This is a genomic window from Rhodobacter capsulatus, from assembly GCF_005144475.1.
Taxonomy (GTDB): Bacteria; Pseudomonadota; Alphaproteobacteria; order Rhodobacterales; family Rhodobacteraceae; genus Rhodobacter; species Rhodobacter capsulatus_C.
The window spans coordinates 1-23,897 of sequence record NZ_SWJZ01000076.1; the positions used below are offsets into that span (position 1 = coordinate 1).

At 63.9% G+C, this 23,897-nt stretch carries 23 protein-coding genes and 1 pseudogene; 10 read left to right on the forward strand and 14 right to left on the reverse strand.

The genetic code is table 11. The features are described from left to right. Positions 1-188: 188 nt before the first annotated feature. The 3 genes from repC to repA all read right to left on the reverse strand — a co-directional run bounded on the left by repC (position 189) and on the right by repA (position 3,679). On the reverse strand, positions 189-1,280 hold the full coding sequence (gene repC, locus FBT96_RS15845; RefSeq protein WP_136908307.1) for a plasmid replication protein RepC: 1,092 nt from the start codon (positions 1,278-1,280) through the stop codon (positions 189-191). 222 nt (positions 1,281-1,502) lie between these two features. Then, positions 1,503-2,477, reverse strand: a complete 975-nt coding sequence (gene repB / locus FBT96_RS15850) for a plasmid partitioning protein RepB (RefSeq protein WP_136908309.1) — start codon at positions 2,475-2,477, stop codon at positions 1,503-1,505. Beyond that, entirely contained in the window at positions 2,477-3,679 is a 1,203-nt protein-coding gene (gene repA / locus FBT96_RS15855; RefSeq protein ID WP_136908311.1) for a plasmid partitioning protein RepA, read from the reverse strand. Before repA ends, repB begins: the two co-directional genes overlap by 1 nt. Positions 3,680-4,082: 403 nt before the next feature. Between repA and FBT96_RS15860 the strand changes: the two genes are divergently transcribed. Beyond that, positions 4,083-4,712 carry an SOS response-associated peptidase gene (locus FBT96_RS15860; RefSeq protein WP_136908313.1) on the forward strand — a complete coding sequence of 210 codons (630 nt, stop codon included), beginning with the start codon at positions 4,083-4,085 and terminating at the stop codon, positions 4,710-4,712. A gap of 510 nt (positions 4,713-5,222) precedes the next feature. Here the strand turns inward: FBT96_RS15860 and FBT96_RS15865 are convergent. Then, entirely contained in the window at positions 5,223-6,020 is a 798-nt protein-coding gene (locus FBT96_RS15865) for a sulfite exporter TauE/SafE family protein (protein WP_136908315.1), read from the reverse strand. A 200-nt stretch (positions 6,021-6,220) separates the two neighbouring features. Here FBT96_RS15865 and FBT96_RS15870 point away from each other — a divergent pair, with 200 nt between their 5' ends. From FBT96_RS15870 to arsJ, 3 genes are read left to right on the forward strand one after another with little or no spacing between them, the layout of a single operon-like run. Beyond that, entirely contained in the window at positions 6,221-7,051 is an 831-nt protein-coding gene (locus FBT96_RS15870) for a metalloregulator ArsR/SmtB family transcription factor (protein WP_136908318.1), read from the forward strand. Positions 7,052-7,054: 3 nt separating this feature from the next. Then, complete coding sequence (locus FBT96_RS15875; RefSeq protein WP_136908320.1) at positions 7,055-8,062, forward strand: ArsJ-associated glyceraldehyde-3-phosphate dehydrogenase; 1,008 nt, start codon at positions 7,055-7,057, stop codon at positions 8,060-8,062. Then, positions 8,059-9,297, forward strand: coding sequence for an organoarsenical effux MFS transporter ArsJ (arsJ, locus tag FBT96_RS15880; protein ID WP_169583519.1), 1,239 nt, complete (start codon positions 8,059-8,061; stop codon positions 9,295-9,297). Before FBT96_RS15875 ends, arsJ begins: the two co-directional genes overlap by 4 nt. Here the strand turns inward: arsJ and moaA are convergent. From moaA to FBT96_RS15910, 6 genes are all read right to left on the reverse strand, one after another. Next, complete coding sequence (gene moaA, locus FBT96_RS15885; RefSeq protein WP_136908324.1) at positions 9,294-10,337, reverse strand: GTP 3',8-cyclase MoaA; 1,044 nt, start codon at positions 10,335-10,337, stop codon at positions 9,294-9,296. The genes arsJ and moaA overlap by 4 nt on opposite strands. A 51-nt stretch (positions 10,338-10,388) precedes the next feature. Continuing rightward, positions 10,389-12,848: an arsenate reductase (azurin) large subunit gene (locus FBT96_RS15890; protein WP_136908326.1), complete on the reverse strand. Its 2,460-nt coding sequence runs from the start codon at positions 12,846-12,848 to the stop codon at positions 10,389-10,391. A gap of 9 nt (positions 12,849-12,857) precedes the next feature. Further along, on the reverse strand, positions 12,858-13,382 hold the full coding sequence (locus FBT96_RS15895; RefSeq protein ID WP_136908328.1) for an arsenate reductase (azurin) small subunit: 525 nt from the start codon (positions 13,380-13,382) through the stop codon (positions 12,858-12,860). Positions 13,383-13,529: 147 nt separating this feature from the next. Further along, positions 13,530-14,744 carry a sigma-54-dependent transcriptional regulator gene (locus FBT96_RS15900; RefSeq protein WP_136908330.1) on the reverse strand — a complete coding sequence of 405 codons (1,215 nt, stop codon included), beginning with the start codon at positions 14,742-14,744 and terminating at the stop codon, positions 13,530-13,532. Further along, complete coding sequence (locus FBT96_RS15905) at positions 14,738-16,138, reverse strand: sensor histidine kinase (protein WP_136908332.1); 1,401 nt, start codon at positions 16,136-16,138, stop codon at positions 14,738-14,740. The genes FBT96_RS15900 and FBT96_RS15905 overlap by 7 nt, the downstream gene beginning before the upstream one ends. Then, complete coding sequence (locus tag FBT96_RS15910; protein ID WP_136908334.1) at positions 16,135-16,980, reverse strand: substrate-binding domain-containing protein; 846 nt, start codon at positions 16,978-16,980, stop codon at positions 16,135-16,137. The genes FBT96_RS15905 and FBT96_RS15910 overlap by 4 nt, the downstream gene beginning before the upstream one ends. Positions 16,981-17,110: 130 nt before the next feature. Between FBT96_RS15910 and FBT96_RS15915 the strand changes: the two genes are divergently transcribed. The 4 genes from FBT96_RS15915 to FBT96_RS15930 are packed head-to-tail and all read left to right on the forward strand — an operon-like array spanning position 17,111 to position 19,095. Continuing rightward, complete coding sequence (locus FBT96_RS15915; RefSeq protein ID WP_136908336.1) at positions 17,111-17,401, forward strand: ArsR/SmtB family transcription factor; 291 nt, start codon at positions 17,111-17,113, stop codon at positions 17,399-17,401. Next, on the forward strand, positions 17,398-18,453 hold the full coding sequence (locus FBT96_RS15920; RefSeq protein WP_136908338.1) for a permease: 1,056 nt from the start codon (positions 17,398-17,400) through the stop codon (positions 18,451-18,453). Before FBT96_RS15915 ends, FBT96_RS15920 begins: the two co-directional genes overlap by 4 nt. An 11-nt stretch (positions 18,454-18,464) precedes the next feature. Then, on the forward strand, positions 18,465-18,704 hold the full coding sequence (locus FBT96_RS15925) for a thioredoxin family protein (protein WP_136908340.1): 240 nt from the start codon (positions 18,465-18,467) through the stop codon (positions 18,702-18,704). A gap of 1 nt (position 18,705) precedes the next feature. Then, complete coding sequence (locus FBT96_RS15930) at positions 18,706-19,095, forward strand: rhodanese-like domain-containing protein (RefSeq protein ID WP_136908342.1); 390 nt, start codon at positions 18,706-18,708, stop codon at positions 19,093-19,095. Positions 19,096-19,097: 2 nt separating this feature from the next. Here FBT96_RS15930 and arsB read toward each other — a convergent pair whose 3' ends face one another. From arsB to FBT96_RS15945, 3 genes are all read right to left on the reverse strand, one after another. Continuing rightward, entirely contained in the window at positions 19,098-20,144 is a 1,047-nt protein-coding gene (gene arsB / locus FBT96_RS15935; RefSeq protein WP_136908344.1) for an ACR3 family arsenite efflux transporter, read from the reverse strand. After that, positions 20,141-20,461 (reverse strand): ArsR/SmtB family transcription factor, encoded by a 321-nt coding sequence (locus FBT96_RS15940; protein WP_136908346.1) that lies wholly within the window; start codon positions 20,459-20,461, stop codon positions 20,141-20,143. The genes arsB and FBT96_RS15940 overlap by 4 nt, the downstream gene beginning before the upstream one ends. A gap of 604 nt (positions 20,462-21,065) precedes the next feature. Next, positions 21,066-21,488, reverse strand: coding sequence for a glyoxalase superfamily protein (locus FBT96_RS15945; RefSeq protein WP_136908348.1), 423 nt, complete (start codon positions 21,486-21,488; stop codon positions 21,066-21,068). 36 nt (positions 21,489-21,524) lie between these two features. On the opposite strand from FBT96_RS15945, the gene FBT96_RS15950 reads away from it, so the two are divergent. After that, positions 21,525-21,884, forward strand: a complete 360-nt coding sequence (locus tag FBT96_RS15950) for a hypothetical protein (RefSeq protein ID WP_169583521.1) — start codon at positions 21,525-21,527, stop codon at positions 21,882-21,884. A 152-nt stretch (positions 21,885-22,036) separates the two neighbouring features. Next, on the forward strand, positions 22,037-23,245 hold the full coding sequence (locus tag FBT96_RS15955; RefSeq protein WP_212635397.1) for a hypothetical protein: 1,209 nt from the start codon (positions 22,037-22,039) through the stop codon (positions 23,243-23,245). Positions 23,246-23,448: 203 nt separating this feature from the next. On the opposite strand, the pseudogene FBT96_RS21335 reads toward FBT96_RS15955, so the two are convergent. Further along, positions 23,449-23,602, reverse strand: a pseudogene (locus tag FBT96_RS21335) (IS256 family transposase); the annotation flags it as partial. Positions 23,603-23,897 lie beyond the last annotated feature (295 nt).

Sequence of the window (23,897 nt, forward strand, 5' to 3'; positions counted from 1 at the left end):
GGCTCAACACGAGCTTGTCGAAGGGGATGTCTCGCGAGGGGGACAGGGTGATTTTCTGGGCAGCTTTCGCCATCAGATCTTCTCCGAGACGGGCGCCGGGAGCCTCTCTCCCGATCTTCCAACCCGTCAAAATCTCCAGCGCAGCCCTCTCCCTCTCAGTGTTCGCTTGGCGTTGTCCGCGGACAACTTCATGTCGGCGCCATCTGCTCCGGCGAGGCAAAAGCAAGTCTCTTGATGAAGCGGACGGCATCGAAATCCCGGCTCTTGGCGCCGCTTGTCAACGCTCTAAAATAGGCGCCGGCATTTCTGATCCGGTCGTGACACTGGACAATGGCCCAAACCGTTATCGCGCTTGGCAAGACGCCAATCGTTCGTACGCCTAGCGTGTAGGTGGTCCGGTCGATCCCGATCATCGGTGCCAAGGTTTGAGCGTGAGCGACCACATCTCCAAAGTGCTCGATGTTTCTAAGCGAAAAGGACGCTGCCTCTGGGCACGCCGTTACCAGCTCGTCAAGCGTCAGGGTTTCGCTAGCTTGTGGCGACTTGTCCGGCGCGCGTTCTTCTTCAGTATTTTCTTTTTTTGATCTCTGATGGTGCCGGACATTTTGACCGTCGTTGGCGGACAGGGCAGGTGTTGACACACATGCTTTTGCACCGTCGCTTGCAGTTTCATGCACAGCTTCGGGCAGGGTTTTCGAGATCGCTGCGAGTTCATCTGCTGTCAGTTTGTTTCGAAGCTTGCGCAGTGTTTCCAGCGCCTGGCTGTCATTCGGGTCGGCATGAAGCAACGGACGAAGCTGGGCGCGGATCTTCGATTTGAGATAGGCAATCTGTTCACTTTGTTCCTGCGCCGCCACGGCCATCGCCGCTATTTCGCCAAGCTTGCAAAACAGCGGGCTCAGATTGAAGCCGAAGTGCATCGATTGTTTGTGCGCTGGATCGTAACGGGTGAAACGCTTGCCGTTCGCGCTGTCCTTGCGTTCAAGAAGGCCAGCTTCCATCAGTGTCGCCGCGTGGCGGCGCAGCGTGCGCTCCGAAAGCCCGTTGCGGCGTGCGCTCAGGGTCATGTTCGAGGCGAAGACCATGTTGTGGTTTCGCTTCGGGGCAAGACACGAAAGCATCGCGTCGAGCGTTGCGATCACCGTCGGCTTCAACCCGAGAAGGGGAGCCGCTTTTCGTAGGGTTTCGATGATGATGTGACGTTCGGGCGGAGCGTTGTCCGCGGACAACACTTCTGAAGCCCGCGAACCAAAGGCTGCGGTTGCGTGGATGAAAGTCATGCGTTTTTCACGGCAAACCGGGAGGGAAGGGCCCTTTGGCCATCAGCTCTTGCGCGAAGACAAAATGAATTCGCCAACCGAATCGGTTGTTGTTGACTGCTACGGAGAAGCTGATACATCTGAAGGTGCAAAAGACAGATGGGGCTCTCCGAGGATGACCTTGGGGGGCTCTTTCACTTTTTCGGGTTGCGGTCGTGCTCCTTTCTTTGCTGCTCTGCCTCGTCAGTCGGCTTTTCTGGCCGACTGCCATTCCTTGTAGAGGCGCTGCAATTCGGCCTCTGCGTTCTCAAGCCACCACATCGCAAACTCGGGAGCCTCGGTCTTTGAGAGCTTCACCGTGACCGATCTGGCCTGGTCCGAAACCTGAGCGAGCCGGAGTCCATCTTCGGAGAGAACCGGCAGGGCAGGGGAGGGGGCTTTGGGCGTACTGCTCGTTTGACGTACGGCGGCTGCTGCGGCATCGGCAATCTGCGCGAATCGCCCGTCCGAGGTTGCGCTCGCGGGCGCCAAGGCAGCCTGCGCGAGGGCGACAAGATCAAGGTCATGATTGTTGACCAGATCGGCGAGATCTTCCCAGCGACGCCGCCCGATACCATGTGCGGGACCGATCTCGCGCACGACGGCCTCGGGAATGCTGCGGGCTACCTTCTGCATTCGAGACAGCATCGGCTTGTCGACCGCGAGGGCATCCAGGATCACTGCAGTTTCGTAACCGCTTGCCGCCAGTTCTGCCGCAAAGAGCGATTTCTCGATGAAGCTGGGGTCGAGCCGCTGCGCGTTTTCCTGACCTTGAGCCAGGATCGCTTCGTCATCGCTGAGCGCGCGCACCAGCGCCTTCGCGGGTTGGCCGAGAAGACGAAGCGCACGCAGACGGCGCCGACCATAGACGATGCGATAGGAACCCGGTTTTTCGGCCATCGGCCGAACCATGATGGGCACTTGCTGGCCGTGCTGGCGGATGCTCTCGGCCAACTGAGCCACATCGGCATCAGTGAAGGCCAAGCGGTCCTTCGGCCCGTCTTCTTCGATCAGATCGGGGGCAATCTCGCGCACCGCGTTGCTGGAGAGATCCTTCAACGTCGACTTGACGCCGCTCATGGCGCCGGTGTTCGGGAAGCGAGACTTGTCCGGAGCGGGCGTGTCGCTAGCGCTGGATACCGGCAGGGCAGGGGGCTGAAACAGGTTGCGGCGCGCCATCAGTCAGTCTCCCGTCCCCAAGCGGTCTGGATCACCTTCTCGAACTCGTCGGCCACGCCGTTCACGCTCTCGAGAATACGATCGAGCGTTTTTTTCAGCACCTGCGAGGGCTCGATCTCGTAGATCGTCTGTTGCGTCATCCCGGCATCGGAAATCGCGGTCGATTTCAGCATCGGCGTCGTCAGCACTTGGTCAAGCAGGATCGAGCGCAGGAAGCCCGCCATTTGCGATTGTGGAACGTCGGTCGGCTCGTAGCGCGCGATCAGGAACTTGAGGAAATTCCAGTGGATTGGCCCCGCAGCCTCCTCCAGAGCGCGAACAGTTTCCCCAGCCATTTCAAGGAATTGCGCCATTGACGCCACATCCAGCATGCTCGGCACGACAGTGATCAGCAACCCGGTCGAGGCCAGAAGCGCGGTCATCGTGGTGAAACCAAGCTGCGGCGGGCAATCGATGATGACGAGATCGTAGTTCGCTTCGACCTCATCAAGCGCGATTGCGAGGCGCTGCGTGAAAGGCGGGTCGATCTTGTGTTGCAGCGCATAGGCCGTTTCGGTCTCGTATTCCGAGAGCATCAGCCCGGCTGGAGCCAGATCGAGATTGTGGAAATAGGTCTTGCGGATGACCTGGCTGAGCGGGACCGGCTCTTCATATTTGAGCGCGTCATAGATCGTCCCACCCTCGGCGAATTCGATCTCCGGCCTGTAGCCGAACATTGTCGTCAGGCTGGCCTGCGGATCCATGTCGATCGCCAGCACCCGGTAGCCGCGCAGCGCATACCGCTGGGCAAGGTGGATGGCTGATGTCGTCTTGCTGGACCCGCCCTTGAAGTTGACGATCGAGATGACCTGCAACGCATCGCCAGAACGTCGGCCGGGCAGGTAGGCTTCGCCATTGCGCCCGGTCTTGGCCATGATGCGGCGGATCTGGTCGATCTCGACAGCGGAATAGAGCCTGCGCCCGCGAGAATCCGTCTCCACCTCGGGGAAATCACCCTCTTGATGACGGGTCCGCAGGTTCGACATGCTGATCCCGGTCAGCTCCGAAACTTCGGCAGGCTGGAACTTCCGAAGCGTCTTTTTGCTTTCGGGCTGAAAGCTGTTGCGCATATGGTTGTCGAGCGCCTCGGACAGCCTGATGGCGTTCGCGGCGATGGATGCGGCAACAGATCCGGACGCGGCCGGTTTCGACGGTGTGCTCATTCTGCCCTCTCGGCCTCTTGATGGGCCCTGGTGGTTTCGTCGCAAAAACGCGTTGTTTGCGCTTTTTTGCGACAACACTAGACATTGCACGCAACTTTCTTCCAGACAACAGTTTTTTGTTAATCCAGCCGACGAGAGGTTTCTCGTTCCGCTGTGCTTCAGGTGGCGAATCTGACAACTAGCTGATTTAATGAGATTTTCGCTCTGCGCGCTGTCGTATCGACCAAATATAGTGGCTGTTACCACAAGCCATACAACCCGTCGGTGAAATGCAGCGCGTCGAATCGCCAGGGTCGTTCTGCAGAGTCTGGATCTCGCTGGAACAACCGGCAGATCAGAGGAGGACAATTGCCCCGCGCTCAGGCATCCTGTCGCTGTTCCGATCAGCAAGGGGGGCTTGATCATGTGCGGCCGGATCATCGACCCCAATCTGCGCAACACCGAAGTGGACATGTCGCAGATCAAGCTCGTCCCGTTCGGGGTCCGGTTCAATGTCAAGCCGACCGAGACGGTGGTGATCCTCGCCAAGCGCCCGCTGGTCGCGATGGAGGCGCGCTGGGGCCTCATCCTGTCGTGGTTCGATGGCGCCTGTGCGAAGGACTGGAAGGCGGCGACGTTCAACGCTCGCATCGAGGATGCGCGCGATAAGCCCACGTTTCGTCAGGTCTGGCGGCACGGCCGGTGCCTTGTGCCGGTCGGCGGGTTCTATGAGTGGAGCGGCCCCAAAGGCGCCCGCCAGCCGCATTTCTTCCACCCGGCGGGTAACGAAGCGAACCTGTATCTGGCCGGACTGGCGAGCCGGTGGCGCGATCTCCTGACCTGCACGATCATGACGCGGGCGGCGACAGGGGCGATGGGAGGGCTGCATGACCGGATGCCGGTTTTCTTGAATGCCGACGAGCAAGAGGCGTGGCTGGGCAGTTCCGACGAGGTTGCGGCCCTCGGCTCCGAGGCCATGCTGACGCATCACCCGGTCGCCCCGTTTGGGTTGAACGATGACGGACCGGAGTTGATCGAGCGCGTGAGCGGATAGGTAATAGCCGCCGGTCGCTTGCGCCACAGGCGCGATGCAAAATGCGAGCGTCGGAAACGCAGTATGGATCTCGCGTCCATCGTGATCGACGTGCCCCGGCCCATTCCGGCCGGTCGGCCCTTCCGGCGCTGGCCGCCAAAGCGGTCGCTCTAGCGTGTTGTAGCGACGAAGCCGAGCAGCCCATTCCCACCGCTGGTGTGGGTCGCAGCATTGCGCCAGGAGCTGGCACGAAGGGCGGCCTATTTGCTGCGCTGCTGCGGCATCGCATCCGTAGAAAACTGCTAAAGCCTTCATTCCAAGTCTTTTCAACAGACATCGCATAGCTCCAAAAGCTGCCGGGGCAGGCTCTTTTCTCGATAAAGACTGAAAACGGTCGGTTTTCCCTGTCCCGACGGGCGCGCAGATCCCGAAGCGGCGGTGTGCAAAGCACCCCTGCCGTTGAAAAAATTTGCGTCTCGGTGCTGCCCGATAGTCGTTTGGCGTCCGATGACGCTGCCGGTCAGAGAGGCCCTAGTCGTGCCGCCACACCTTGACGGCCGAAATCAGCAAGATCAGCGCAAGCCCGGGCAGCAGCACCCCTTCCGGGATCAGCCCAAGCAAGCGCCCGCCGACGAACGTGCCCAGAACCGAGCCCGCCGCCATCACCGCGACGAAGCCCTTGTTGCGAAACAGCACAGCGAATGCCTGATCGCGGCTGTAGCGGGCAAAGCCCACCAGCATCGTCGGCAGGCTGATGGCAAGGGACAGCGACCCGGCCAGCTTGATGTCGGCGCCAAACAGCATCACCAGCGTCGGGATCAGAAGCTCTCCGCCCGCAACCCCCATCAGCGCGGCGACGACCCCGATCCCGAAGCCCGCAGCCACCCCCGCGCCGATCTGCGCGACCCCGGTGAACGGCGGCGCGGTGGGGCCCTGGCCATGCCCCGCCAGCAACACCAGCGCCATCGCCACCATCAGCGCCGCGATCACCTTGAACAGCGTCTGCGAGCGCAACCGCGTCGCCCAGCCCGCGCCGAACCAGGCTCCGGCAAGGCTGCCGGCCAGCAGGTTGACGATCACCGGCCACTCTGCCACCAGATCGGCGGGTGACACGGTGCTGGCCCGAAACGGCAAGGCCGTCGCCACCACGATCAGGCTCATCGCCTTGTTCAGGATCACCGCTTCCAGCGCGCCAAAGCGAAACAGCGTGATCAGCACCGGCAAGCGGAATTCGGCGCCGCCAAGGCCGATCAGCCCGCCCAGGGCGCCAATGACCCCGCCTGAGAGGAAGGCGGCAAGGTTGCGCGGCGTAGAAGAGAGGTTCGGCATGATCCGCTTCTCAAAGGGGCAAGACGCTCAGGGTAAGAACGGGGTGCCCCGTCTGCCGTCGCAGATCAAGGGCGATCCGCTCATCCGCTCTCGTCTTGGCACGAAGGCTGCCGCCTGGTGCCCTGTTTCGGGTCGCGCAGGGCTGGGCAGTCATGAAAGCTTCACTGGACACCCGCCCTGAAGTCCATAATTCATAAATTATGGAACAGTCAGCCGCCCTCAGCTTCGCTTGCCTTGGCCATCCCGGCCGCCTTGCCGTGTTCCGGCTGCTCATGCGCTTTGCCCCGCAGGGCGTGCGGCCGACGGAAATCGCTGCCGCGCTGGGGATCAAGCAAAACACCCTCTCGCATCATCTGGCGGACCTGACCGGCTGCGGGCTGGTGAAAGTGCGCCGCGAGGGGCGGTCGCTCTTTTACGCCGTCGACCTTCACAAAACCGAATCCCTGATCGGCTATCTCGCCCTCAATCTGGGCCGGGCCCGTCCCGACCTCATGCCCAAAGCCCTTCCTGAAAAGGCAAATCCCATGTCCGATACCGTTTTCAACGTGCTGTTCATCTGCTCGGGCAACTCCGCCCGCTCGATCTTTGCCGAGGCGCTGTTGCGCGATCTGGGCAAGGGCCGGTTTGTCGCCCATTCGGCGGGCACAAGGCCCGGAACCGCGATCAACCCCTTCGCGCTCGAGGTTCTGGCCCGCAACGGCCACGACACCGGGGGCCTGCGCGCCAAACATCTGTCGGAGTTTCAGGGCCCCGCCGCCCCGCAGATGGAGTTCGTCTTCACCGTCTGCGACACCGCCGCCGCCGAGGAGTGCCCGCCTTGGCCCGGCCAGCCGATCACCGGCCATTGGGGCCTGCCCGATCCGGTGAAGGCCACCGGCACCGAGGCGGAAAAGGCGCTCGTCTTCGCCCAAACCTATGGGGCGTTGCGTCGCCGCATCGCCGCCTTTGTCGAACTGCCCTTCGACACGCTCGACCGTCTTGCGCTGCAAACCCGCGTCGATGCGATCGGCGCCACGCCTGAAAAGGACTGAGCCATGGCCAGAATTGCAATTAACGGCCTTGGCCGGATGGGAAAACTTGTGCTGCGGCGGCTGGTCGATCTGGGCCACGGGCCTCAGATCGTGCTCTTGAATGACGCCGTGGGTGACGCGGAAACCCATGCGCTGCTGTTGGAATTCGACTCGGTGCATGGCCGCTGGCCGACGCCCGTTTCCGCCACCGAAGGCGGGCTGGTGATCGATGGGCACCGCATTCCCCTGACTCGGGAAAAGACGCTCGAGGCCCTGCCTCTGGCCCAGATGGGCGTCGATCTGGTGATCGACTGCACCGGCCATTTCAAGACCGCGGCGAAGGTGCAGCCCTATTTCGACGCGGGGGTGCGCAAGGTCGTCGTCTCGGCCCCGGTGAAGGACGAGGGCGCGTTGAACCTCGTCTATGGCGTCAATCACGCGCTTTACGATGGCAGCCAGCGGCTGATCACGGCGGCGTCCTGCACCACGAACTGCCTTGCCCCGGTGGTGAAGGTGATCCACGAAGCCCTTGGGATCAAACACGGATCCATCACCACGCTGCATGATGTTACGAACACGCAGACGATCGTCGATCGGCCGGCGAAAGATCTGCGCCGCGCCCGGTCTGCGCTGATGAACCTCATTCCCACCACCACCGGCTCGGCCACCGCGATCACGCTGATCTACCCGGAGCTCAAGGGGCGGCTCAACGGCCATGCCGTCCGGGTGCCGCTGCTCAATGCCTCGCTCACCGATTGCGTCTTCGAGATTGAGCGCCCGACCACGGTCGCGGAGGTGAACGCGCTCTTTCAATCCGCCGCCGAGGGGCCGCTGAAGGGCATTCTCGGCTTCGAGACCCGGCCGCTGGTGTCGTCGGATTTCACCAATGACCCGCGATCCGCGGTGATCGACGGGCCTTCGACGATGGTGGTGAACGGCACGATGCTGAAGCTTTACGCCTGGTATGACAACGAATGGGGCTATGTCTGCCGTCTGGCCGATATCGCCCGGATGGTGGCGGGGTCACTGTGAGCGCCAATCCGATCCGCGCCTATGCCGCCGTCACCGCCGCCTATTGGGCCTTCATGCTCACCGATGGCGCGCTGCGGATGCTGGTGCTTTTGCAGTTCAACGGGCTTGGCTTCAGCCCGGTCGCGCTGGCCTGGCTCTTCCTGCTTTATGAAATCGCGGGCATCGCCACCAATCTTGGCGCGGGCTGGCTTGCCGCGCGCTTCGGCCTTGCCGCCACGCTTTACGGCGGGCTTGGCCTGCAGGTCGCGGCCCTCGTGGCGCTGGCCCAGCTCGATCCGAGCTGGTCGATCCCCGCCTCGGTCGCTTTCGTGATGGCGGTGCAGGGCGTCTCGGGCGTCGCCAAGGATCTGGCGAAGATGTCCTCGAAATCGGCGGTGAAACTGCTGGCGCCAAGCGCGGACGGCGGTCTGTTTCGCTGGGTGGCGGCGCTCACCGGATCAAAGAACGCGGTGAAGGGGCTCGGGTTTTTCCTCGGCGCGGCGTTGCTGGCGCTCGTCGGCTTCAAACCGGCGATCTGGGGCATGGCGGGGCTGCTGGCCCTGATCCTGATCGCGGTCGTGGCGTTCTTGCCCAAGGGCCTGCCGGGGCGGATGAAATCCGAAGACAGTTGGGGCGGCTGGCGCTCGAAAGACCCGCAGGTGAACCGGCTCAGCCTTGCTCGGATGTTCCTCTTTGGCGCCCGCGATGTCTGGTTCGTCGTCGGGCTTCCGGTCTATTTTCAGGCGGTTTTGTCCGATGGCACCGCCGAGGGGCGGCGCGAGGCCTTCTTCCTCACCGGTGGTTTCATGGCGCTCTGGATCATCGCCTATGGCGCGGTGCAGGCCTTTGCGCCGCGGCTTCTGGGCGCGAAATCCCAACCCGAGGCGGCGATCACGGCGAAAGCGATCACCTGGGCGGGCTATCTCGTGCCGATCCCCTTCGCCCTTTCCCTCGCCGTGCTGATCGCCCCCGCGCCCGCGCCCTGGCTGACCGCCACGCTCCTCATCGGGCTGCTCACTTTCGGCTTCGTCTTTGCCGTCAATTCCTCGGTGCATTCCTATCTGATCCTCGCCTTTGGCGATGTGCGGCGGATCACCCGCGATGTCGGCTTTTACTACATGGCCAATGCGGCGGGGCGGCTGATCGGTACGCTTTTGTCGGGCCTGAGCTACCAGATCGGCGGGCTACCGCTTTGCCTTGCCACCGCAGGCGCGATGGCCGCAGCCAGCTGGATCGCCGCGCGCAGGCTCGCCTAGCCGCCCGTGTGGCTCATCATCCGCGCGATCTCGCCGCCGCGGGTGACCGGATCAAAGCCGTGGCCGCCGGTTTTATGACCGACGGCCCGGGCAATTGCTGCGATCACCGCGTCATCCTCGGGCGAGCCGCGCACGAGGCCGCGCAGATCAGTCTTGCCCGTCTGACCGAGGCAGGAAAACAGCTCGCCCGTGCAACTGAGCCGCACCCGGTTGCAGCTGGCGCAGAAATTGTGGCTCAGCGGCGTGATGAAGCCGATTTTCTGCCCGGTGCCCTCGACCCGCACATAGCGCGCCGGGCCGCCGCTGGTTTCGGCTGTCTCGACAAGGCGATAGCGGCTTTCCAGCCGCGCGCGCAGATCGGAGAGCGGCCAGAACCGCTCCGCCCCCAGCCCCGCGCCCATCGGCATCACCTCGATGAAGGTCAGGTCGAAACCCTGCGCGCCGCACCAGTCGGTCAGCGCGAAAAGCTCATCCTCGTTCACCCCCTTCAGCGCCACGGTGTTGATCTTGACCCGCAGGCCTGCCGCCTGCGCCGCCGCAATCCCCGCCAGCACTGGCGCGAGACTTCCCAGCCGGGTGATGCGGGCGAACTTGTCCGCGTCGAGCGTATCAAGCGAGACATTCACCCGACGCACGCCGCAACGGGCCAAGTCTTCGGCATGCCGTTCCAGCTGCGTGCCGTTCGTCGTAAGCGTCAGCTCGCGCAGCGCGCCCGAGCGCAGATGCCGCGCCATCGCGCGAAAAAACGCCATCACGTCGCGCCGCACCAGCGGTTCGCCGCCGGTGATGCGCAGCTTTTCCACCCCCATCGCGATGAAGGCGGAGCAGATGCGGTCAAGTTCCTCGAGGCTCAGCACTTCGGCGCGGGGCAGGAAGGTCATCTTCTCGGCCATGCAGTAGCTGCAGCGCAGATCGCAGCGGTCGGTGACCGAGACCCGCAGATAACTGACCCGCCGCGCCTGCGCATCGACAAGCGCCGCGGGGGCCAGAACGGGCGACGGCGGCAGGGCGGGCTGCCGAAACGGGGCGGAAAGGCTCATGCAGACCTCCGGTGGGATGAGGCCCCGCCCGTGCGCGGGCGGGGCAAGGGGTCAGAGGGCGATTTCCCAGGACTTGTAGGACACGCGCGCCGAGGCCGGGGTGGCGTCCGAGATCTTCCGGATATTCGCCCAGGTGTGCTTGTAATTCGGCAAGATCAGCTCGTTCACGCCGGGGTTGACGATGTTGCCCTGCGCCCCGTTCGGCGCGCCGAAGATCATGAAGGTTTCGTTGCGCCGGGCGGTCGGTTCGGGATAGGCCAGCGCCTGCGTGGCCCCCACATCGTTGAACACCTCGACCATGTCGCCGGGCTTGAGGCCCAGTTCCGCCATGTCCTCGGGGTTGATCTGGATGAAGGGCACCGGGAAACGGTCCATGACGAAATCGTTGCCCTGATCGAGGAACCAGTTCTGCCAGTTCATGTTGGCGCGGCCGTTGTTGATCAGGAAGCGGTGGCTTGCCTGCTGCTGCGCCTTGCCGGGCGCCTGCCAGCCGCGCCATTCGCCTAGGGAAAACAGCGCCTTGCCATCCTCGCGGCCGTGGCGGGTGAAGACCCCGTCGGCGTAAAGCCGTTCGGTGCCCACAAGCTTGCCGTCCTTGAAGCCCACCACGGGTTCCAGCACGCCATTCGTGCCCATGGCGCGCAGCCGCTCATAGGTCACATCCTTGTTGGCCGAGGCATAGCCGTCCATGAAGGCGTCTTCCTCGGTTTTCCAGTCGAACCCCTTGAACTGATCGGCATAGGCGTCGCGCCCCTCCTCGTGCAACACCCGTTCCAGCGCCTGCGCCAGCCCCGCCGCGATCAGGCAATCGGGCCGGGCGGACCCCGGCGGGTCCATGTATTTCTCGGTCAGCCGCAGCCGCCGCTCGCCGTTCATCGAGGTCAGGTTCATCTCGCCCGACTCGACCGCGGGCAGGATCACATGCGCCGCCTGACCGATCTGGCTGTGGATGATGTCGACGCAGACGGAGAAGATCCCGCCCGCGTTCACCGCCGAGACGATGGCATCGACCAGTTCTTCGCGTGGGCGCCCGGCGGCGGCATCCATCGCCTCCTTCACCATCTGGCTGCGACGGTTGTAGATGCGCTTGAACTGGCTCGCGTTCAGCGTGGTCTTGAAGTGGTCGTTGGCCCAGATGTGATGCACCTTGCCGCCGCCCGCGATGAGCAACTGATCGACATAGGGCGCGGGGCGGCCGACATGGGCATCGGAGGGGCGGAAGTAGCCCTCCTGATGGCCGCCAAGCCGACAGCAACCGCCGCCCTCGCGCCCGACATTGCCGGTGGCAAGGCCGATGTTCAAAAGCGATCCGATGGCGCGATAATTGTCATTGCCCCAGATCAGGCCCTTTTCATAGCCGATCACGCATTTGCGCCGTGCGCCGTCCTTGGGCGCGGCGATCCATTCCGCCGCCTGCAAGATCTGCGCCTCGCTCAGCCCCGTGGCCTTGGCGCCCTCGGCCAAGCTCATCTGACAGGCCGCCAAGGCAGCCTCGAACGAGCCAAGCGCCGCGGGTTGCGCGCTGCCCGCGGGCACCGCCGGCTCCTCGCCGCGGAAGGTGGATTTCTCGATGAAATCTCGGTCCACCCAGCCCTTTGCCGCGATTTCGGTGAAAAGCGTGTTGAAGAGCGCCACATCCGAGCCGGGCGTGATCTGCAGATGCAGGACGTTCTTTTCTCCCGCAACCTCCTCGCAGGCCCTCACCGTCACCGTGCGGCGCGGATCGACGATCACCACTCGCGCGTCACCCCGCATCCCCGGAACCATGTGGTTGAGGAAGAGATTCGTCTGACATTCCATCGGGTTGGTGCCGACCAGAACGATGGTGTCGGTCTTTTCGTAATCGGCGTAATTGTATTGCAGCTCGTCCACGCCCATGTCGCGCGAGGAATGCACCTCGGAATTATAGGCGGGGCGGTTGTGGATGCGGCAGTGCTTCACCTTCATCGCGCCGAAGTACAGCTTGCCGGTGCCCCAGGTGTTCTCATAGCCGCCCGCCGAGCCGCCATGATCGAACATCGAGACGTAAAGATCGTCCTCGGCGTCCTTGTCGATCACCCGTGCGGTGACACGGGCGACCAGATCGAGCGCATCCTCCCACGAGGTCGGCTGCCAGGTGCCATAGCGCCAGACCATCGGATCGGTCAGCCGCTGCTGTTGCGTGCCGCGCTGATCGGAGCGGCGGTTTTCGGCCATCCGCGCGCCGCGAATGGAGCCAAGCCCACCATTCACCGCACAAGCCACATCGGGCTTGATCACCAGATGCACATCCTGCCCGTTCTGCTTGACCACGTTATACATCGAGGGGGAATACCAGGCCTCGGTCATCGAGGCCTGCTGCTTTGAGAGATCCTCGCCGATCCAGTTCGTCTCGGTGCTGCCTTGCGTCTTCAGGGGCCAAGTGTAGGCCTTGTAGCCGCAGCCGACGATGCAATAGTGGCAGGTGACATTGTGTTCCTTGGCGCCTGCGGGAATGATCGGCAGGCGGTCGATATTGCGCTTGTAGGCCATGATTTTCCCCTATGCCTGCAACACGTTCGACAGACGGCCATAGATCAGCTCGTCCACCCCCTCGGCGAAGATGTCGCCCCGCTCGTCGACGCGCAGCGCGAATTGCGGCAGGTTCTGCGTCGCATGCCCCCAGACCTGCTGACCGCCCTTTTCCGCATCGAACCGGCTGTAATGGCCGGGGCAATTCAGCGTCCGGTCGGCAGCATTCCAGGCCAGCGGATAGCCCTTGTGCGGGCAGAGCACGGAATAGGCGACGATGTCCCCCTCGGGCCCCGCGCCCCCCTCGACCGGGGTGCCAAGCTTGAGCAAGATGCCGGGGCTGTCGGCATCCGGGTAGCCGATATCAACCGGCACATCGACCTTGAGATCGGCAAGATTGCCAAGCTTCGCCGAAGGGTAATCGAGCAGCGCCCGCGGTGTTTCCGCCCGCGCGTCACTGGGCAGCACCGAAGCCGCCGCCGCCCCTGCCACACCCAGAACGCCACCGCGCAGAAACTGGCGGCGGCCGACATCGACCAACCGATTGCACTTCATGGGGTCTCCTCCCGTTTCTCCCTCATCCCAGAGTAGCAACGGGCGTTTGGCCGCATCTACGACCTTGGGCAGCCTGCCGCGACGCGGCAAGCCGTTGACCCGATTAACGGATTTTTCATGTTCGGAAATCCGGACAGGAATCGCCCACTAGAGGCCGAGCTTTTGCATCTTTTCCCAAAGCGTGGTGCGGGACACCTGCAAGAGCTTCGCCGCCTCGCTGACCTGCCCGCCGGTGCGCTCAAGCGCGCGCAGGATATGGGCGCGTTCAGCTGCATCGCGCGCCTCGGAAAGGCTGGGCAGGCTGTCGTCGGGCGCCAGAGCCCATTCGGGAAAGAGATCGGCGGGATAGAGGGTGTCGCCCTGCACCGCCGCCAGCGCCTTGACCAGCCGTCCGCGCAACTCGCGCCCGTTCTGTGGCCAGTCATGCGCCCGCACCGCCTCCAGCACGAGGCCCGACAGCGGCCGCAACGGCGCGGCCCGGCGGGCATTGAGGCTGTCGAACATGCGCGAAAGCAGCCAGACCGCATCCTCGGGGCGGTCCTTGAGCGGGGGAATGGTGATGTCGACCCCCGACAGCCGGGCGTGCAGGTCGCCCCGAAAGGCGCCCGACCGCAGCACCGCCGCAAGGCCCGGCCCTGCCGCCGCAATCACCCGCGTCTTGGCCGCCACAAGCGCGGCGATCAGCGCACCCTGCTCGGCCCCGGGCAGATGCTCGACGCCGTTCAGAAAGGCGGTCCCGGTCTCGGCGCGGGCCAGCGTTGTGGGCAGGGCGGCGGCGATATCGGGATGGCCTTCGATATCAAGCACAACAAAGGGGCCGTCCGCGCGCGCAGACCGGGCGTGAATGCGCTCGGCCAGCAGGCGTTTGCCGGTGCCGCGCGCGGCAAGGATCAGCACCGGATCGTCGCGCGCGGCCGCCTCGAGGATGCGGGTTTCGATCCGCAGCGCGGCGGCCGAGATGCCCAAGAGCGCCTCGCCGCCCATCGGGCGCGCAGGCGCAAGCGCCACCAGCTTTTCCAGAAAGTCCCGCATATCGAAGGGCTTGGCGATGTAATCGCTGGCCCCCGCCTGCATCAGCCGCACCGCCTGACCGATGCTGCCCTGCCCGGTGATGAACAGAAACGGCGGCGGCGCATGGGTGCGGCAGAGCGTGGTGAACAGTTCCTCGCCGGTGCCGTCACTCAGCCGGATGTCGCAGACCACCAGATCGATCGGCGCGCGCGGGGTGCGCAGGGCCCCAAGGGCGCGGCGCATCTGCTTGAGCCAGATCACCTCGGCGCCCTCGAGGCCAAGGCGCTGATAAAGCGAGGCCCCCATGATCTCGTCATCCTCGATCAGCGCGATGCGGCAGCCGCTCAGCATGGCACGGCCCCCCGCGCGATCTGCACCGTCAGCACCGTCCAGCCGTCCTCGCGCCGATGCGCGATCTGTCCGCCAAGGCTGCGCACCAGATCGCGCACGAGCCGCAGCCCGACACCGCCGCCGGGCGCAACCGGGGCATCGCCCAGAAGCCGGTGCAGCGCCTCTGGCGACATCCCCGGCCCGTCGTCGCGCAGGCTCAGCGTTAGGGCCTCCGGCGCGGCCACCACCTCAAGCCCCACCGCGCCGCCCTGACCAGCCGCCGCCGCCGCGTTCAGGCACAGGTTCAGCACGATCTGCCGCACAGGCGCGGCGGGTACCCACGCCAGATCGGCCCCCTCTGCCGGGGTCTGCCAATCAAGCCTCTGGCCCAGACGCGCGGTTTCGGGTGCGAAGAGCAGCTTCAGATCCTCGAAATCGGCGGTGGCGAGCGGCTGTCCTTCACGGTCGAAGCGGTTTTGCTCGAGCGTCGCGCGGGCCACGTCGCGCAGATGGCGCAGACCCCGGTCCAGCAGATCGGCGGCATCGCGCACCACCGCCGGACGATCCGGGTAAGCGCGGATCGTGTCGGTGGCGTTCAAAAGCCCGCCGAGCGGGTTGTTGATCTCATGCGCGAGCGACGAGGAGAGCCGCCCAAGGCTGACAAAGCGCTCGCGTTCCGCCAGACGCCGTTCGGCCTCGGCTTTCGCGGCCAGCGCGTCCAGCATGCGATTGAAAAGCCGCAGGAGCCGCCCGAGTTCGCTCGCCTCCCGCGGCAGATCGGCCGGGGAAACCGGCACCTGCCCACGCATCGCGCGCGAGAGCGTGGCAAGCGGGCGCAGCATCCGCCGCATTGCCCAACCGCCCGCCCCGGCGATGAGCAGCGTCGCCACCGTGTTCCCCCAGATCAGAAACCGCAGCGCCTGCGCCCGCTCGGCGATCAGGTCCGACACATCGAGTTCAGAAACGATCCGGCCCACCGCGCGGCCCTGATAGATCAGCGGCGCCCCCACCCGCAGCGGCGCGGCCCCATTCAGGTCCAGCGCGTCGAGGTTTTGCGCCGCCGCCAGATCGGCGGGCAGGAGCGTATCGACTGGCACCCGACGCGGGTCCGACGCCGCGATCACCCGGCCGCGATCGTCGGTCACCACGGTCAAAAGCATCCGCCGCCCGACCCGCGCGGTGGTCGCCCGGTCGAGCGTGTCGTAGACCTCCCAGACATCGCGGCGCAGCACGGCGGGGCCAAGCGCGGTGGCCAAGGCGCCCAGATGCAGCCCGGCGATCTCGCGCAGCCGATCGGTCTGCGTCGCCCCAAGCGCGGCCAGCACCTGATGCGAGGCGACAAACCCCACCATCACCATCAGCCCCACGGCCAGAAGCGGGATGCGCAGGGCAAGTGGCAGCGCGCGGGGGCTCATGGTTGGCCAAGCGCATGCATCCGCGCGAGGATGCCGTCGTACAGCGCGGGCTCTGCCGGGATGATGCCATCGAGCTGCAAAGCGCCAAGGGCCGCGCGGCCGGGGACGGTTCTTGCCATCTGCAGCGCCGCCCGTTGCAGCGCCTGCACCGGGGCGCTGGTCATCCGGTCGCGCCGGGCCACCAGCGGCGGAAAGCCGAGCCATTCCGAGCGTGCCACGACGCGGGTGGCCTCGGTCAGATCGGGCTCGACCTGCTGCAACGCCTCCCAGACATAGCCATCGACACTGCCAGACCGCGCCAGCCCCGCCGCCACCGCCCGCACCACATTGCGATGCCCGAAGGTGAAGAAGCTGCGCGCAAAGAAGCGGTCGGGCGTCTCGCCGATCCGCGCCAGGTCCGAGGCGGTGACCAGCCAGCCGGAATTGCTGTCGGGGTCGGAAAAGGCATGAATGCCGCCGCGCAGATCGGTCAGGCTGCGCGCTGGGTCGCTCGCGGCGGCGATCAGATAGGATTGATAGCGCGGCCGACCGCGCCAGACCGGAACCCCCAGAAGCGCCAGTTCGGCGCGATGTTGCAGATAGGGATAGCCGCAAAGCCACGCCGCCTCGACGCTGCCTTCCAGCAAAAGCGCCGTGATCTCGGCATAGGAACGCCGCCGCACCAGATCGATCGCATGGCCACTTCCGGCGGAAAGCGCGGCGCGCAGGGTTTCGGCCGCATCCGCATCATTGTCGAGAATGACCGGCGTTAGGGCAAAGCGCAGCGTCGCATCGGCCCGCCCCTGCGTTGCACAGAAGGCGGCCGCCCCACCGATCAGACCTCGTCGCGTGATCCCCGGCATCCGGTCTCTCCCCAAGGGCAGATTAGGAAGCGTCCGGGGTTCGGTCCAGAAAAAACCGACGGAGACCTTATGCGCCTTGACGCATGGAATGCGCCGGGGCGAATATGCGCCAAAGCGCAAAAGGTGCCCGATGATTCTACCTGTCCTCTCCGCCTTGGCCGAGCCGACCCGTCTGGCCGCGATCCTGCGTCTGGCCGATGGGCGGGAACATTGCGTCTGCGCATTGATGGCGGCGCTCGATGCCACGCAAAGCCGGATGTCGCGGCACATGCAGGCGCTGAAACAGGCGGGGTTGGTGGTGGACCGGCGCGATGCGCAATGGGTGCGGTATCGGCTGAACCCCGAGATGCCGCCCGAAATCCGTGCCGTGCTGAGGGCCGTTCTGGACGCGGCGGCCGCAAGCGAGAGGAACGCCGCATGAGCGATCACACCGTCTCGACCCGTCCGGCCCCTGACTGGCTGTGGCATCTGGGATTGCTTGCGGCCCTTGTGCTTTGGGGGCTGATCTATCGCCAGCTTGCCCCCGCCGCCGAGGAACTGACCGCGCTCTTGCCAATCGACCGTCATAGCCACAGCGGCGAGGCCATCGCGTTTTTCCTTTATGACGTGCCCAAGGTGATGATGCTGCTGGCGCTGATCGTCTTTGCCATGGGGGTGGTGCGCAGCTGGTTTGCGCCAGAACGCACCCGCGCCCTTCTGGCCGGGCGGCGCGAAGGGGTTGGCAACGTGCTCGCGGCTGGTCTTGGGGTGGTAACGCCGTTCTGCTCCTGCTCGGCGGTGCCGCTCTTCATCGGCCTTGTCTCGGCAGGCGTGCCGCTGGGCGTGACCTTTTCCTTCCTGATCTCGGCGCCAATGGTGAACGAGGTCGCCTTGGTCCTGCTCTTCGGTCTTGTCGGCTGGCAGGTCGCGGCGGTCTATTTCCTGTTCGGCTTGGCCGTCGCTATCGTCTCGGGCTGGGTGATCGGGCGGCTACATCTGGAGGGCTGGCTGCAGGATTGGGTGCGTGACATCCATACCGGCGCCTCTGCCCCTGCGGCCTTCGAAGGCGACCGGCTGAGCATGGTGGACCGCTACCGTCTGGGATTTGCGGCGCTGCGCGAGATCGTCGGCCGGGTCTGGGTGTGGATTTTGGCCGGGATCGGCATGGGGGCGCTGATCCACGGCTATGTGCCGCAAGATCTGATGGCGCGGATCATGGGGGCGGAGGCCTGGTGGTCGGTCCCCGCCGCTGTGGCGATCGGCATTCCGATGTATACCAATGCCGCGGGGGTGATCCCGATCGTCGAGGCGCTGTTGGGCAAGGGCGCCGCCTTGGGCACGGTTCTCGCCTTCATGATGTCGGTGATCGCGCTGAGCCTGCCCGAGATGATCATCCTGAAACAGGTGCTGAGCCTGAAACTGATCGCGGTTTTCGTGGCCGTGGTGGGCAGCGGCATCCTGGCGGTGGGGTATCTCTTCAACCTTCTCTTTTGAAAGGACAAGGCATGGACATCAAGGTGCTGGGCACGGGCTGCGCCAAGTGCAAGGCCACCGCCGATCTGATCACGCAGCTGGCGGCCGAGGCGGGCAAGCCGGTCGAGATCGTCAAGGTCGAGGAGATGCGCCAGATCGTCGGCTATGGCGTGATGACGACGCCCGCCGTGGTGGTGGGCGAAAAGGTCGTTCACAAGGGCTCGGTGCCCAGCCGGGCGCAGGTGCTGGGCTGGCTGCAACAGGGGGAATGAGATGACACATGTGGGTCTGCCCGAGGCCCGCGAAGCCTGCCCGACCACGTCGCAAAAGCTCTTTGCCGAGGGGGCGCTGCTCGTGGACGTGCGCGAGGCCGACGAGGTGGCAGCCTGCGGTTTTGCGGGCTGCGCGGTGATCACGATCCCGCTGAGCCAATTCGAGGCCCGCTTTGCCGAAATCCCGCGCGACCGCGAGGTGATCCTCGCCTGCGCCAATGGTGATCGGAGCCTGAAAGCGACGTATTTCCTGCTGTATCAAAACTATACGAAGGTCACGAACATGAAGCACGGGCTGGCGCGCTGGGTCGCCCGGGGCTTTCCGATCACCGGCAGCGCCGCCGCCGTCACCTCGGGCGGCTGCGGTTGCGGCGCGGGCACCTGCTGCTGAGCTTACCGCCCCGCCCGTCGTTGCACCGCCCGGCCGCTTTCATACCAGCCCTTGGTGCGGGTCACGATCCGCACCACCGAGAGCATCACCGGCACTTCGATCAGCACACCGACCACCGTGGCGAGCGCCGCGCCCGAGGTGAAGCCAAAGAGGCTGATCGCCGCCGCCACCGCAAGCTCGAAGAAATTCGACGCCCCGATCAGCGCCGAAGGGGCGGCAACGCAATGCGCCTCGCCGGTCACGCGGTTCAGCCAATAGGCCAGTCCGGCGTTGAAATAGACTTGGACGAGGATCGGCACCGCCAGAAGCGCAATCACCACCGGCTGCGCCAGAATCTGTTCGCCCTGAAAGCCGAAAAGTAAAACCAGCGTGGTGAGAAGCGCGAGGATCGACAGCGGGCCGATGCGGGAAATCAGCCGCGCCAGCGCCGCGCCGCCCTCGGCCAGCTTGCGGCGGCGGATTCCTTGCGCCACCGCCACCGGTACGAGGATATAGAGCACGACTGAAAGCACCAGCGTCGCCCAAGGCACGGTGATCGCCGACAGGCCCAGCAGAAACGCCACGATCGGCGCGAAGGCCACCACCATGATCGCATCGTTCAGCGCCACCTGGCTCAGGGTGAAATGCGGCTCGCCATTCGAGAGGTTCGACCAGACGAAGACCATCGCCGTGCAGGGCGCGGCGGCCAGCAGGATCAGCCCGGCCATGTAGCTCTCGATCTGGTCTGCGGGCAGGAAGGGGCGGAACAGCACCGACAGGAACAGCCACCCCAGCGCCGCCATCGAAAACGGCTTCACCGCCCAATTGATGAAAAGCGTCACGCCGACGCCGCGCCAATGCGCTGCCACTTGGCCGAGCGCGGCGAAATCGATCTTGAGCAGCATCGGAATGATCATCAGCCAGATCAGCACCGCGACGGGCAGGTTGACGCGGGCGATCTCCAGCGCGCCGATCACCCGGAAGACGGCAGGAAACATCTGCCCCAGCGCAATCCCCGCGCCGATGCAGAGCGCAACCCAAAGCGTCAAATAGCGTTCAAAAAGGCTCATGTTCTGTCCTTTCCGGCGGGCAGGCAGCAGGCGCCCTCGGGCGGGGGCGTCAGGCTGTCAATGAACGCGCCCAAAGGCGCAAGGGCGGCGGGGCTGAGCGCATAGCAGATGCGCGGCCCGTCGATTTCGCCGGTGATGAGACCGGCCGCCTTCAGGATGCGCAGATGTTCCGACACCGTGGACTGGGCCAGCCCGACCGCCTCCACGATCTCGCCACCGATGCAGCCCGGCGTGGCCAGCAGCACCCGCAGGATGCGGAGCCGGGCCGGATGCGCCAGTGATTTCGCCAGCTCCGCAAGTGTGTCGTCGGTAACCATGAGTTGCCCTAATGTTCGCAAATCGACGATAGGCGATGAGATGGCGCCCCGCAAGAGGCAGGCGGATGTCTGCCTCCCTGAGCCCGCGTTTCGGCGTTCTGGCCACAGCGCAACAGCAGCACCCGCAATTTGCGCGACCGGAGACGCCCATCACGATGGCAGCGTGACCGGGTTGTGCAAGACGACCCCAATCTCGGCTCACGTGAATGGCCGCAGCGTGAGTGCTGCGCCGCAGCAGCGTCACGCACTCGACTGGCGGCCAGCCTATGGTGATTCTTGAGTCGTGCGAGAGGAGACACAACCGCTTCTTGGGCATCCCTTCGCTTCCGGGCGCCACGCGAATGGCCGCTTTCGCAGATTGCCGCGGGTGCGATGCTGCAACCTCACCGACGGCAATCCGCCCTCTGCGAGGTCTACCGCCTGACCTATGTACCCGACGACCCAAAGCTACCGGAAACCTCACCTTCAGGCCACCGATCGGTATGACTGAGCCTGACATTGGCGATTGCCGAAGATCCCTTTGCTCTCGACCCCGATCGGACCAACCTGTCCTTCGCCGCCGGGCCACATCTGCGCGTCGTCTTGCCTTCGGTGCGAATGCCTTTCATCCGCCCTCCCTCCGCACGATCAGGTGCGGCACACCGTCTGACGTTTGGCGATGCGAGCGGCCAGTCGCGTCAATCACGGCTCGGACTTGATGGCGGACGTTCGAGAAACTCTTGAACTTGACAACATCGACCGGCGCGTCGAAACGGACCTCGATTTGGCGATGGCTGACCGGGCCCGACAGCCCGATCACCTTTCCTGCAAATCGTTGCCCAAGATAGAGGCCTTGCACCCGGTCCCCCAAGGCCAGTTCCGGCGGTGCGTTCCTGAGCGCCAGTCGGGCATGCAGCGTGTTCCAATCCTTGGCGCCGTGCTGCCTGGCGACCAGTTCCAGCGATTGCGCATGGCTGATCGCGGAGCCTTGGGCCTGCAGCGCGGCGCGCAGGGCTTTGGCTTGGGCCTTTGCCTCGTCGATTGTCATGGTTGCCCCTTAACCTGCACAAAGGCATGGCGCCCGATGACGATTGCAAGTGCCACAATGACCGCATCCGCCACAGGAAAAGCCATCCAGATGCCCCGCACGCCAAGGATCGCCGACAACAGCATGACAAGCGCGGGCGACAGCAGCCAGGTCTCTGCCGTGCGAGAACGTGTGCAGATCACCTTCTCGAACAGCGAGGCGCTTGACTTCAAGGGGCACGGCGGCGACGTTCTGTTCTACAACTATTCAACAGCAAGCAAAGGCGCGCCCGCGCTGTTCGTGGTGAGTCTCCGCTCAGCGGAATGGATCAAGGTCAGATTCGGCGGGCGGGAGCACCGGTTCAGCCTTGAGGGATCCGCCAAGGGACTGGATGCGATCCATCCCTGTTTGCAATAAGCGTGCGATGTCAGTAAGGAGCGATCATGCAATAGCGCCATGCCATCGTGCCAAGTCTGAGCAAAAAGTCATTGCGGCAAGCTGCACTTAGATAATACTCAGTAATTGGCATAATTTATGCCGTTGAAATGGTTCATTTCTGAGGGAAGTCTGTGAATAGAAATCTGATCGTTGATGTTGAGGCGTCGTCTTGGCCGCCGCCGGGAAATCATCCCGTATTTCCAAGCACTTTTCACAGAGGCGTTGCGACCTGGGATATGAACTTTCCGGCGATGCTACTCATGATCGGGTATTTGACCACCCCCACAACGTCCACAGGTGTCTCCCTGAGCGAATTTTGGGCATGGGTAAGATACTTATCGGCAATCACGTCGGATCCGGATCTCATGCTCACTGGCAGCTTTTCCGAACTTGATGCCCACCAGAAAACAATCTTGAGCGACGACTTTGGTATGGGGGCACCCCTCCTGTGGCTGAGTGAACGCTTTGACTTGGATCGAATTGTGGATGGTCGATATTTCGTTGAACACTTGGCACCCAGATTGGGGGCGACACAACGAAGAACGGCCAAGCGCGGCCCGAACAAAACTCCGGATTTTGTGGCCCGGGATGCGAGTGGCGTATGGCATGTCATCGAGTGCAAAGGGACGCAATCGGGCTCGGAATACAGCGCCCGACAGCTGGGGGACGCAGGCCCGCCGCCCACGGGAGGCATTGCCCAGAAACGTTCTATCGTCTTCCCCGCCGGATACAGCGGACAGCGCCTCGTCAGCGGACTTCAGATTAGTGTCCCTCACGGAGAGCCTAGCCGCCTGACCATCATCGACCCGGAAGCGGAGAAGCCGTTTCAGGTTTTCAAGACGGATATGGCGCTTGCGGATGACGCGGCAACCAGATGTGTCGTTTCAAAGGCCTTGCGGCAAGCTGGCTATGAAGTCGCGGCAGAAACGATGGCGTCGCCGTATGATGAGGTTTTCTTTAAGGAACGCCGCGCAACCACAGGGCTCTCAGATGACGAGGGAACAACTGAACTACGCGATAAGCGTGCCCGCGAAGAGCTTGGAAGTCGAGAGCGCACTGTCCAGTTTGCAGAAAAATATGTCGGGCGTGAAAGGCAATTTATGCTGCCCAGACCCGTGATCGTGAACGATAAGCCCGCCTACCGCGTGATCTTGAGGCAAGGGCTTCGAAAGGAAGTCCTCGACGAAATGCAGTCAAATCCAAGTATAGTGGGCCATTTGTCGGAATCCGGCGCCGATTGGGTGTCTGAGCTAGGGAAGAGTGTAAGCAGAGGCAGCGAAGGCTTCGCATCTATGACGATTGGCAACGTTTTTCGCTCAGAGATAATTCTGGAAGAATAGCTGCTTGGGCTGACGTCTTAACTACTTGGCTGACAAGTCGGGTTGGTTGGCGGTCCGAACCCCTAGGTGGGTTTGCAAGCGGTGGGATGGCACGGTAATCCGGTCGGGTCGCGAATGCTGTGGATCTTCTCTGGCAGCGTGCTCCGGGCATGTGAAAGTTCGTTTGTTCAAGCTACGAGGCCAAGTGGTATTGGCTCTATGGGCTAAGAGGGGGGCTCAGGCGTAGGCCTTGCGCGTCTGGATCTGGCCGGAAGCCAGCAGCGCCAAGTGCAGCATGGGCACGGTCTCGGAGCAAGGCAGCACGGTCTGGGTCTTGAAGCGGCGGCGGAACTCCTCGTTCATTCGCACGACGGCGTTGATGCTCTGCAGTTTGTCTAGGACGCAGCGAATGTCCGCTCTCCGCCGAGGCTGTGTCAAAACCCAGATTTCGGTTTCAAGTGTCAGGCGCTCGCCCCCGTTCAGACAGTTTTCAGATGCGATTTCCTGGAACCGCTATTCTGGGGGCCTTTTCGGGCTTAGAGGGCACCATTCTCGGGTTCGAGATCGCCGATTTTCCTGCGATCACCGTAAGCGTCCGGGCTGACTGCTCTGCCGCGTGGTGAGAGAGGCGGATAGTGTCCACCATCGATAGTGGACACTATGGTGATGGCGT

What these genes read in the sequence shown, in the direction of transcription:
- repC (WP_136908307.1), bottom strand. Translation starts at nt 1,280, where the DNA reads ATGACTTTCATCCACGCAACCGCAGCCTTTGGTTCGCGGGCTTCAGAA.
- repB (WP_136908309.1), bottom strand. Translation starts at nt 2,477, where the DNA reads ATGGCGCGCCGCAACCTGTTTCAGCCCCCTGCCCTGCCGGTATCCAGC.
- repA (WP_136908311.1), bottom strand. Translation starts at nt 3,679, where the DNA reads ATGAGCACACCGTCGAAACCGGCCGCGTCCGGATCTGTTGCCGCATCC.
- FBT96_RS15860 (WP_136908313.1), top strand. Translation starts at nt 4,083, where the DNA reads ATGTGCGGCCGGATCATCGACCCCAATCTGCGCAACACCGAAGTGGAC.
- FBT96_RS15865 (WP_136908315.1), bottom strand. Translation starts at nt 6,020, where the DNA reads ATGCCGAACCTCTCTTCTACGCCGCGCAACCTTGCCGCCTTCCTCTCA.
- FBT96_RS15870 (WP_136908318.1), top strand. Translation starts at nt 6,221, where the DNA reads ATGGAACAGTCAGCCGCCCTCAGCTTCGCTTGCCTTGGCCATCCCGGC.
- FBT96_RS15875 (WP_136908320.1), top strand. Translation starts at nt 7,055, where the DNA reads ATGGCCAGAATTGCAATTAACGGCCTTGGCCGGATGGGAAAACTTGTG.
- moaA (WP_136908324.1), bottom strand. Translation starts at nt 10,337, where the DNA reads ATGAGCCTTTCCGCCCCGTTTCGGCAGCCCGCCCTGCCGCCGTCGCCC.
- FBT96_RS15890 (WP_136908326.1), bottom strand. Translation starts at nt 12,848, where the DNA reads ATGGCCTACAAGCGCAATATCGACCGCCTGCCGATCATTCCCGCAGGC.
- FBT96_RS15895 (WP_136908328.1), bottom strand. Translation starts at nt 13,382, where the DNA reads ATGAAGTGCAATCGGTTGGTCGATGTCGGCCGCCGCCAGTTTCTGCGC.
- FBT96_RS15900 (WP_136908330.1), bottom strand. Translation starts at nt 14,744, where the DNA reads ATGCTGAGCGGCTGCCGCATCGCGCTGATCGAGGATGACGAGATCATG.
- FBT96_RS15905 (WP_136908332.1), bottom strand. Translation starts at nt 16,138, where the DNA reads ATGAGCCCCCGCGCGCTGCCACTTGCCCTGCGCATCCCGCTTCTGGCC.
- FBT96_RS15910 (WP_136908334.1), bottom strand. Translation starts at nt 16,980, where the DNA reads ATGCCGGGGATCACGCGACGAGGTCTGATCGGTGGGGCGGCCGCCTTC.
- FBT96_RS15915 (WP_136908336.1), top strand. Translation starts at nt 17,111, where the DNA reads ATGATTCTACCTGTCCTCTCCGCCTTGGCCGAGCCGACCCGTCTGGCC.
- FBT96_RS15920 (WP_136908338.1), top strand. Translation starts at nt 17,398, where the DNA reads ATGAGCGATCACACCGTCTCGACCCGTCCGGCCCCTGACTGGCTGTGG.
- FBT96_RS15925 (WP_136908340.1), top strand. Translation starts at nt 18,465, where the DNA reads ATGGACATCAAGGTGCTGGGCACGGGCTGCGCCAAGTGCAAGGCCACC.
- FBT96_RS15930 (WP_136908342.1), top strand. Translation starts at nt 18,706, where the DNA reads ATGACACATGTGGGTCTGCCCGAGGCCCGCGAAGCCTGCCCGACCACG.
- arsB (WP_136908344.1), bottom strand. Translation starts at nt 20,144, where the DNA reads ATGAGCCTTTTTGAACGCTATTTGACGCTTTGGGTTGCGCTCTGCATC.
- FBT96_RS15940 (WP_136908346.1), bottom strand. Translation starts at nt 20,461, where the DNA reads ATGGTTACCGACGACACACTTGCGGAGCTGGCGAAATCACTGGCGCAT.
- FBT96_RS15945 (WP_136908348.1), bottom strand. Translation starts at nt 21,488, where the DNA reads ATGACAATCGACGAGGCAAAGGCCCAAGCCAAAGCCCTGCGCGCCGCG.
- FBT96_RS15950 (WP_169583521.1), top strand. Translation starts at nt 21,525, where the DNA reads ATGACGATTGCAAGTGCCACAATGACCGCATCCGCCACAGGAAAAGCC.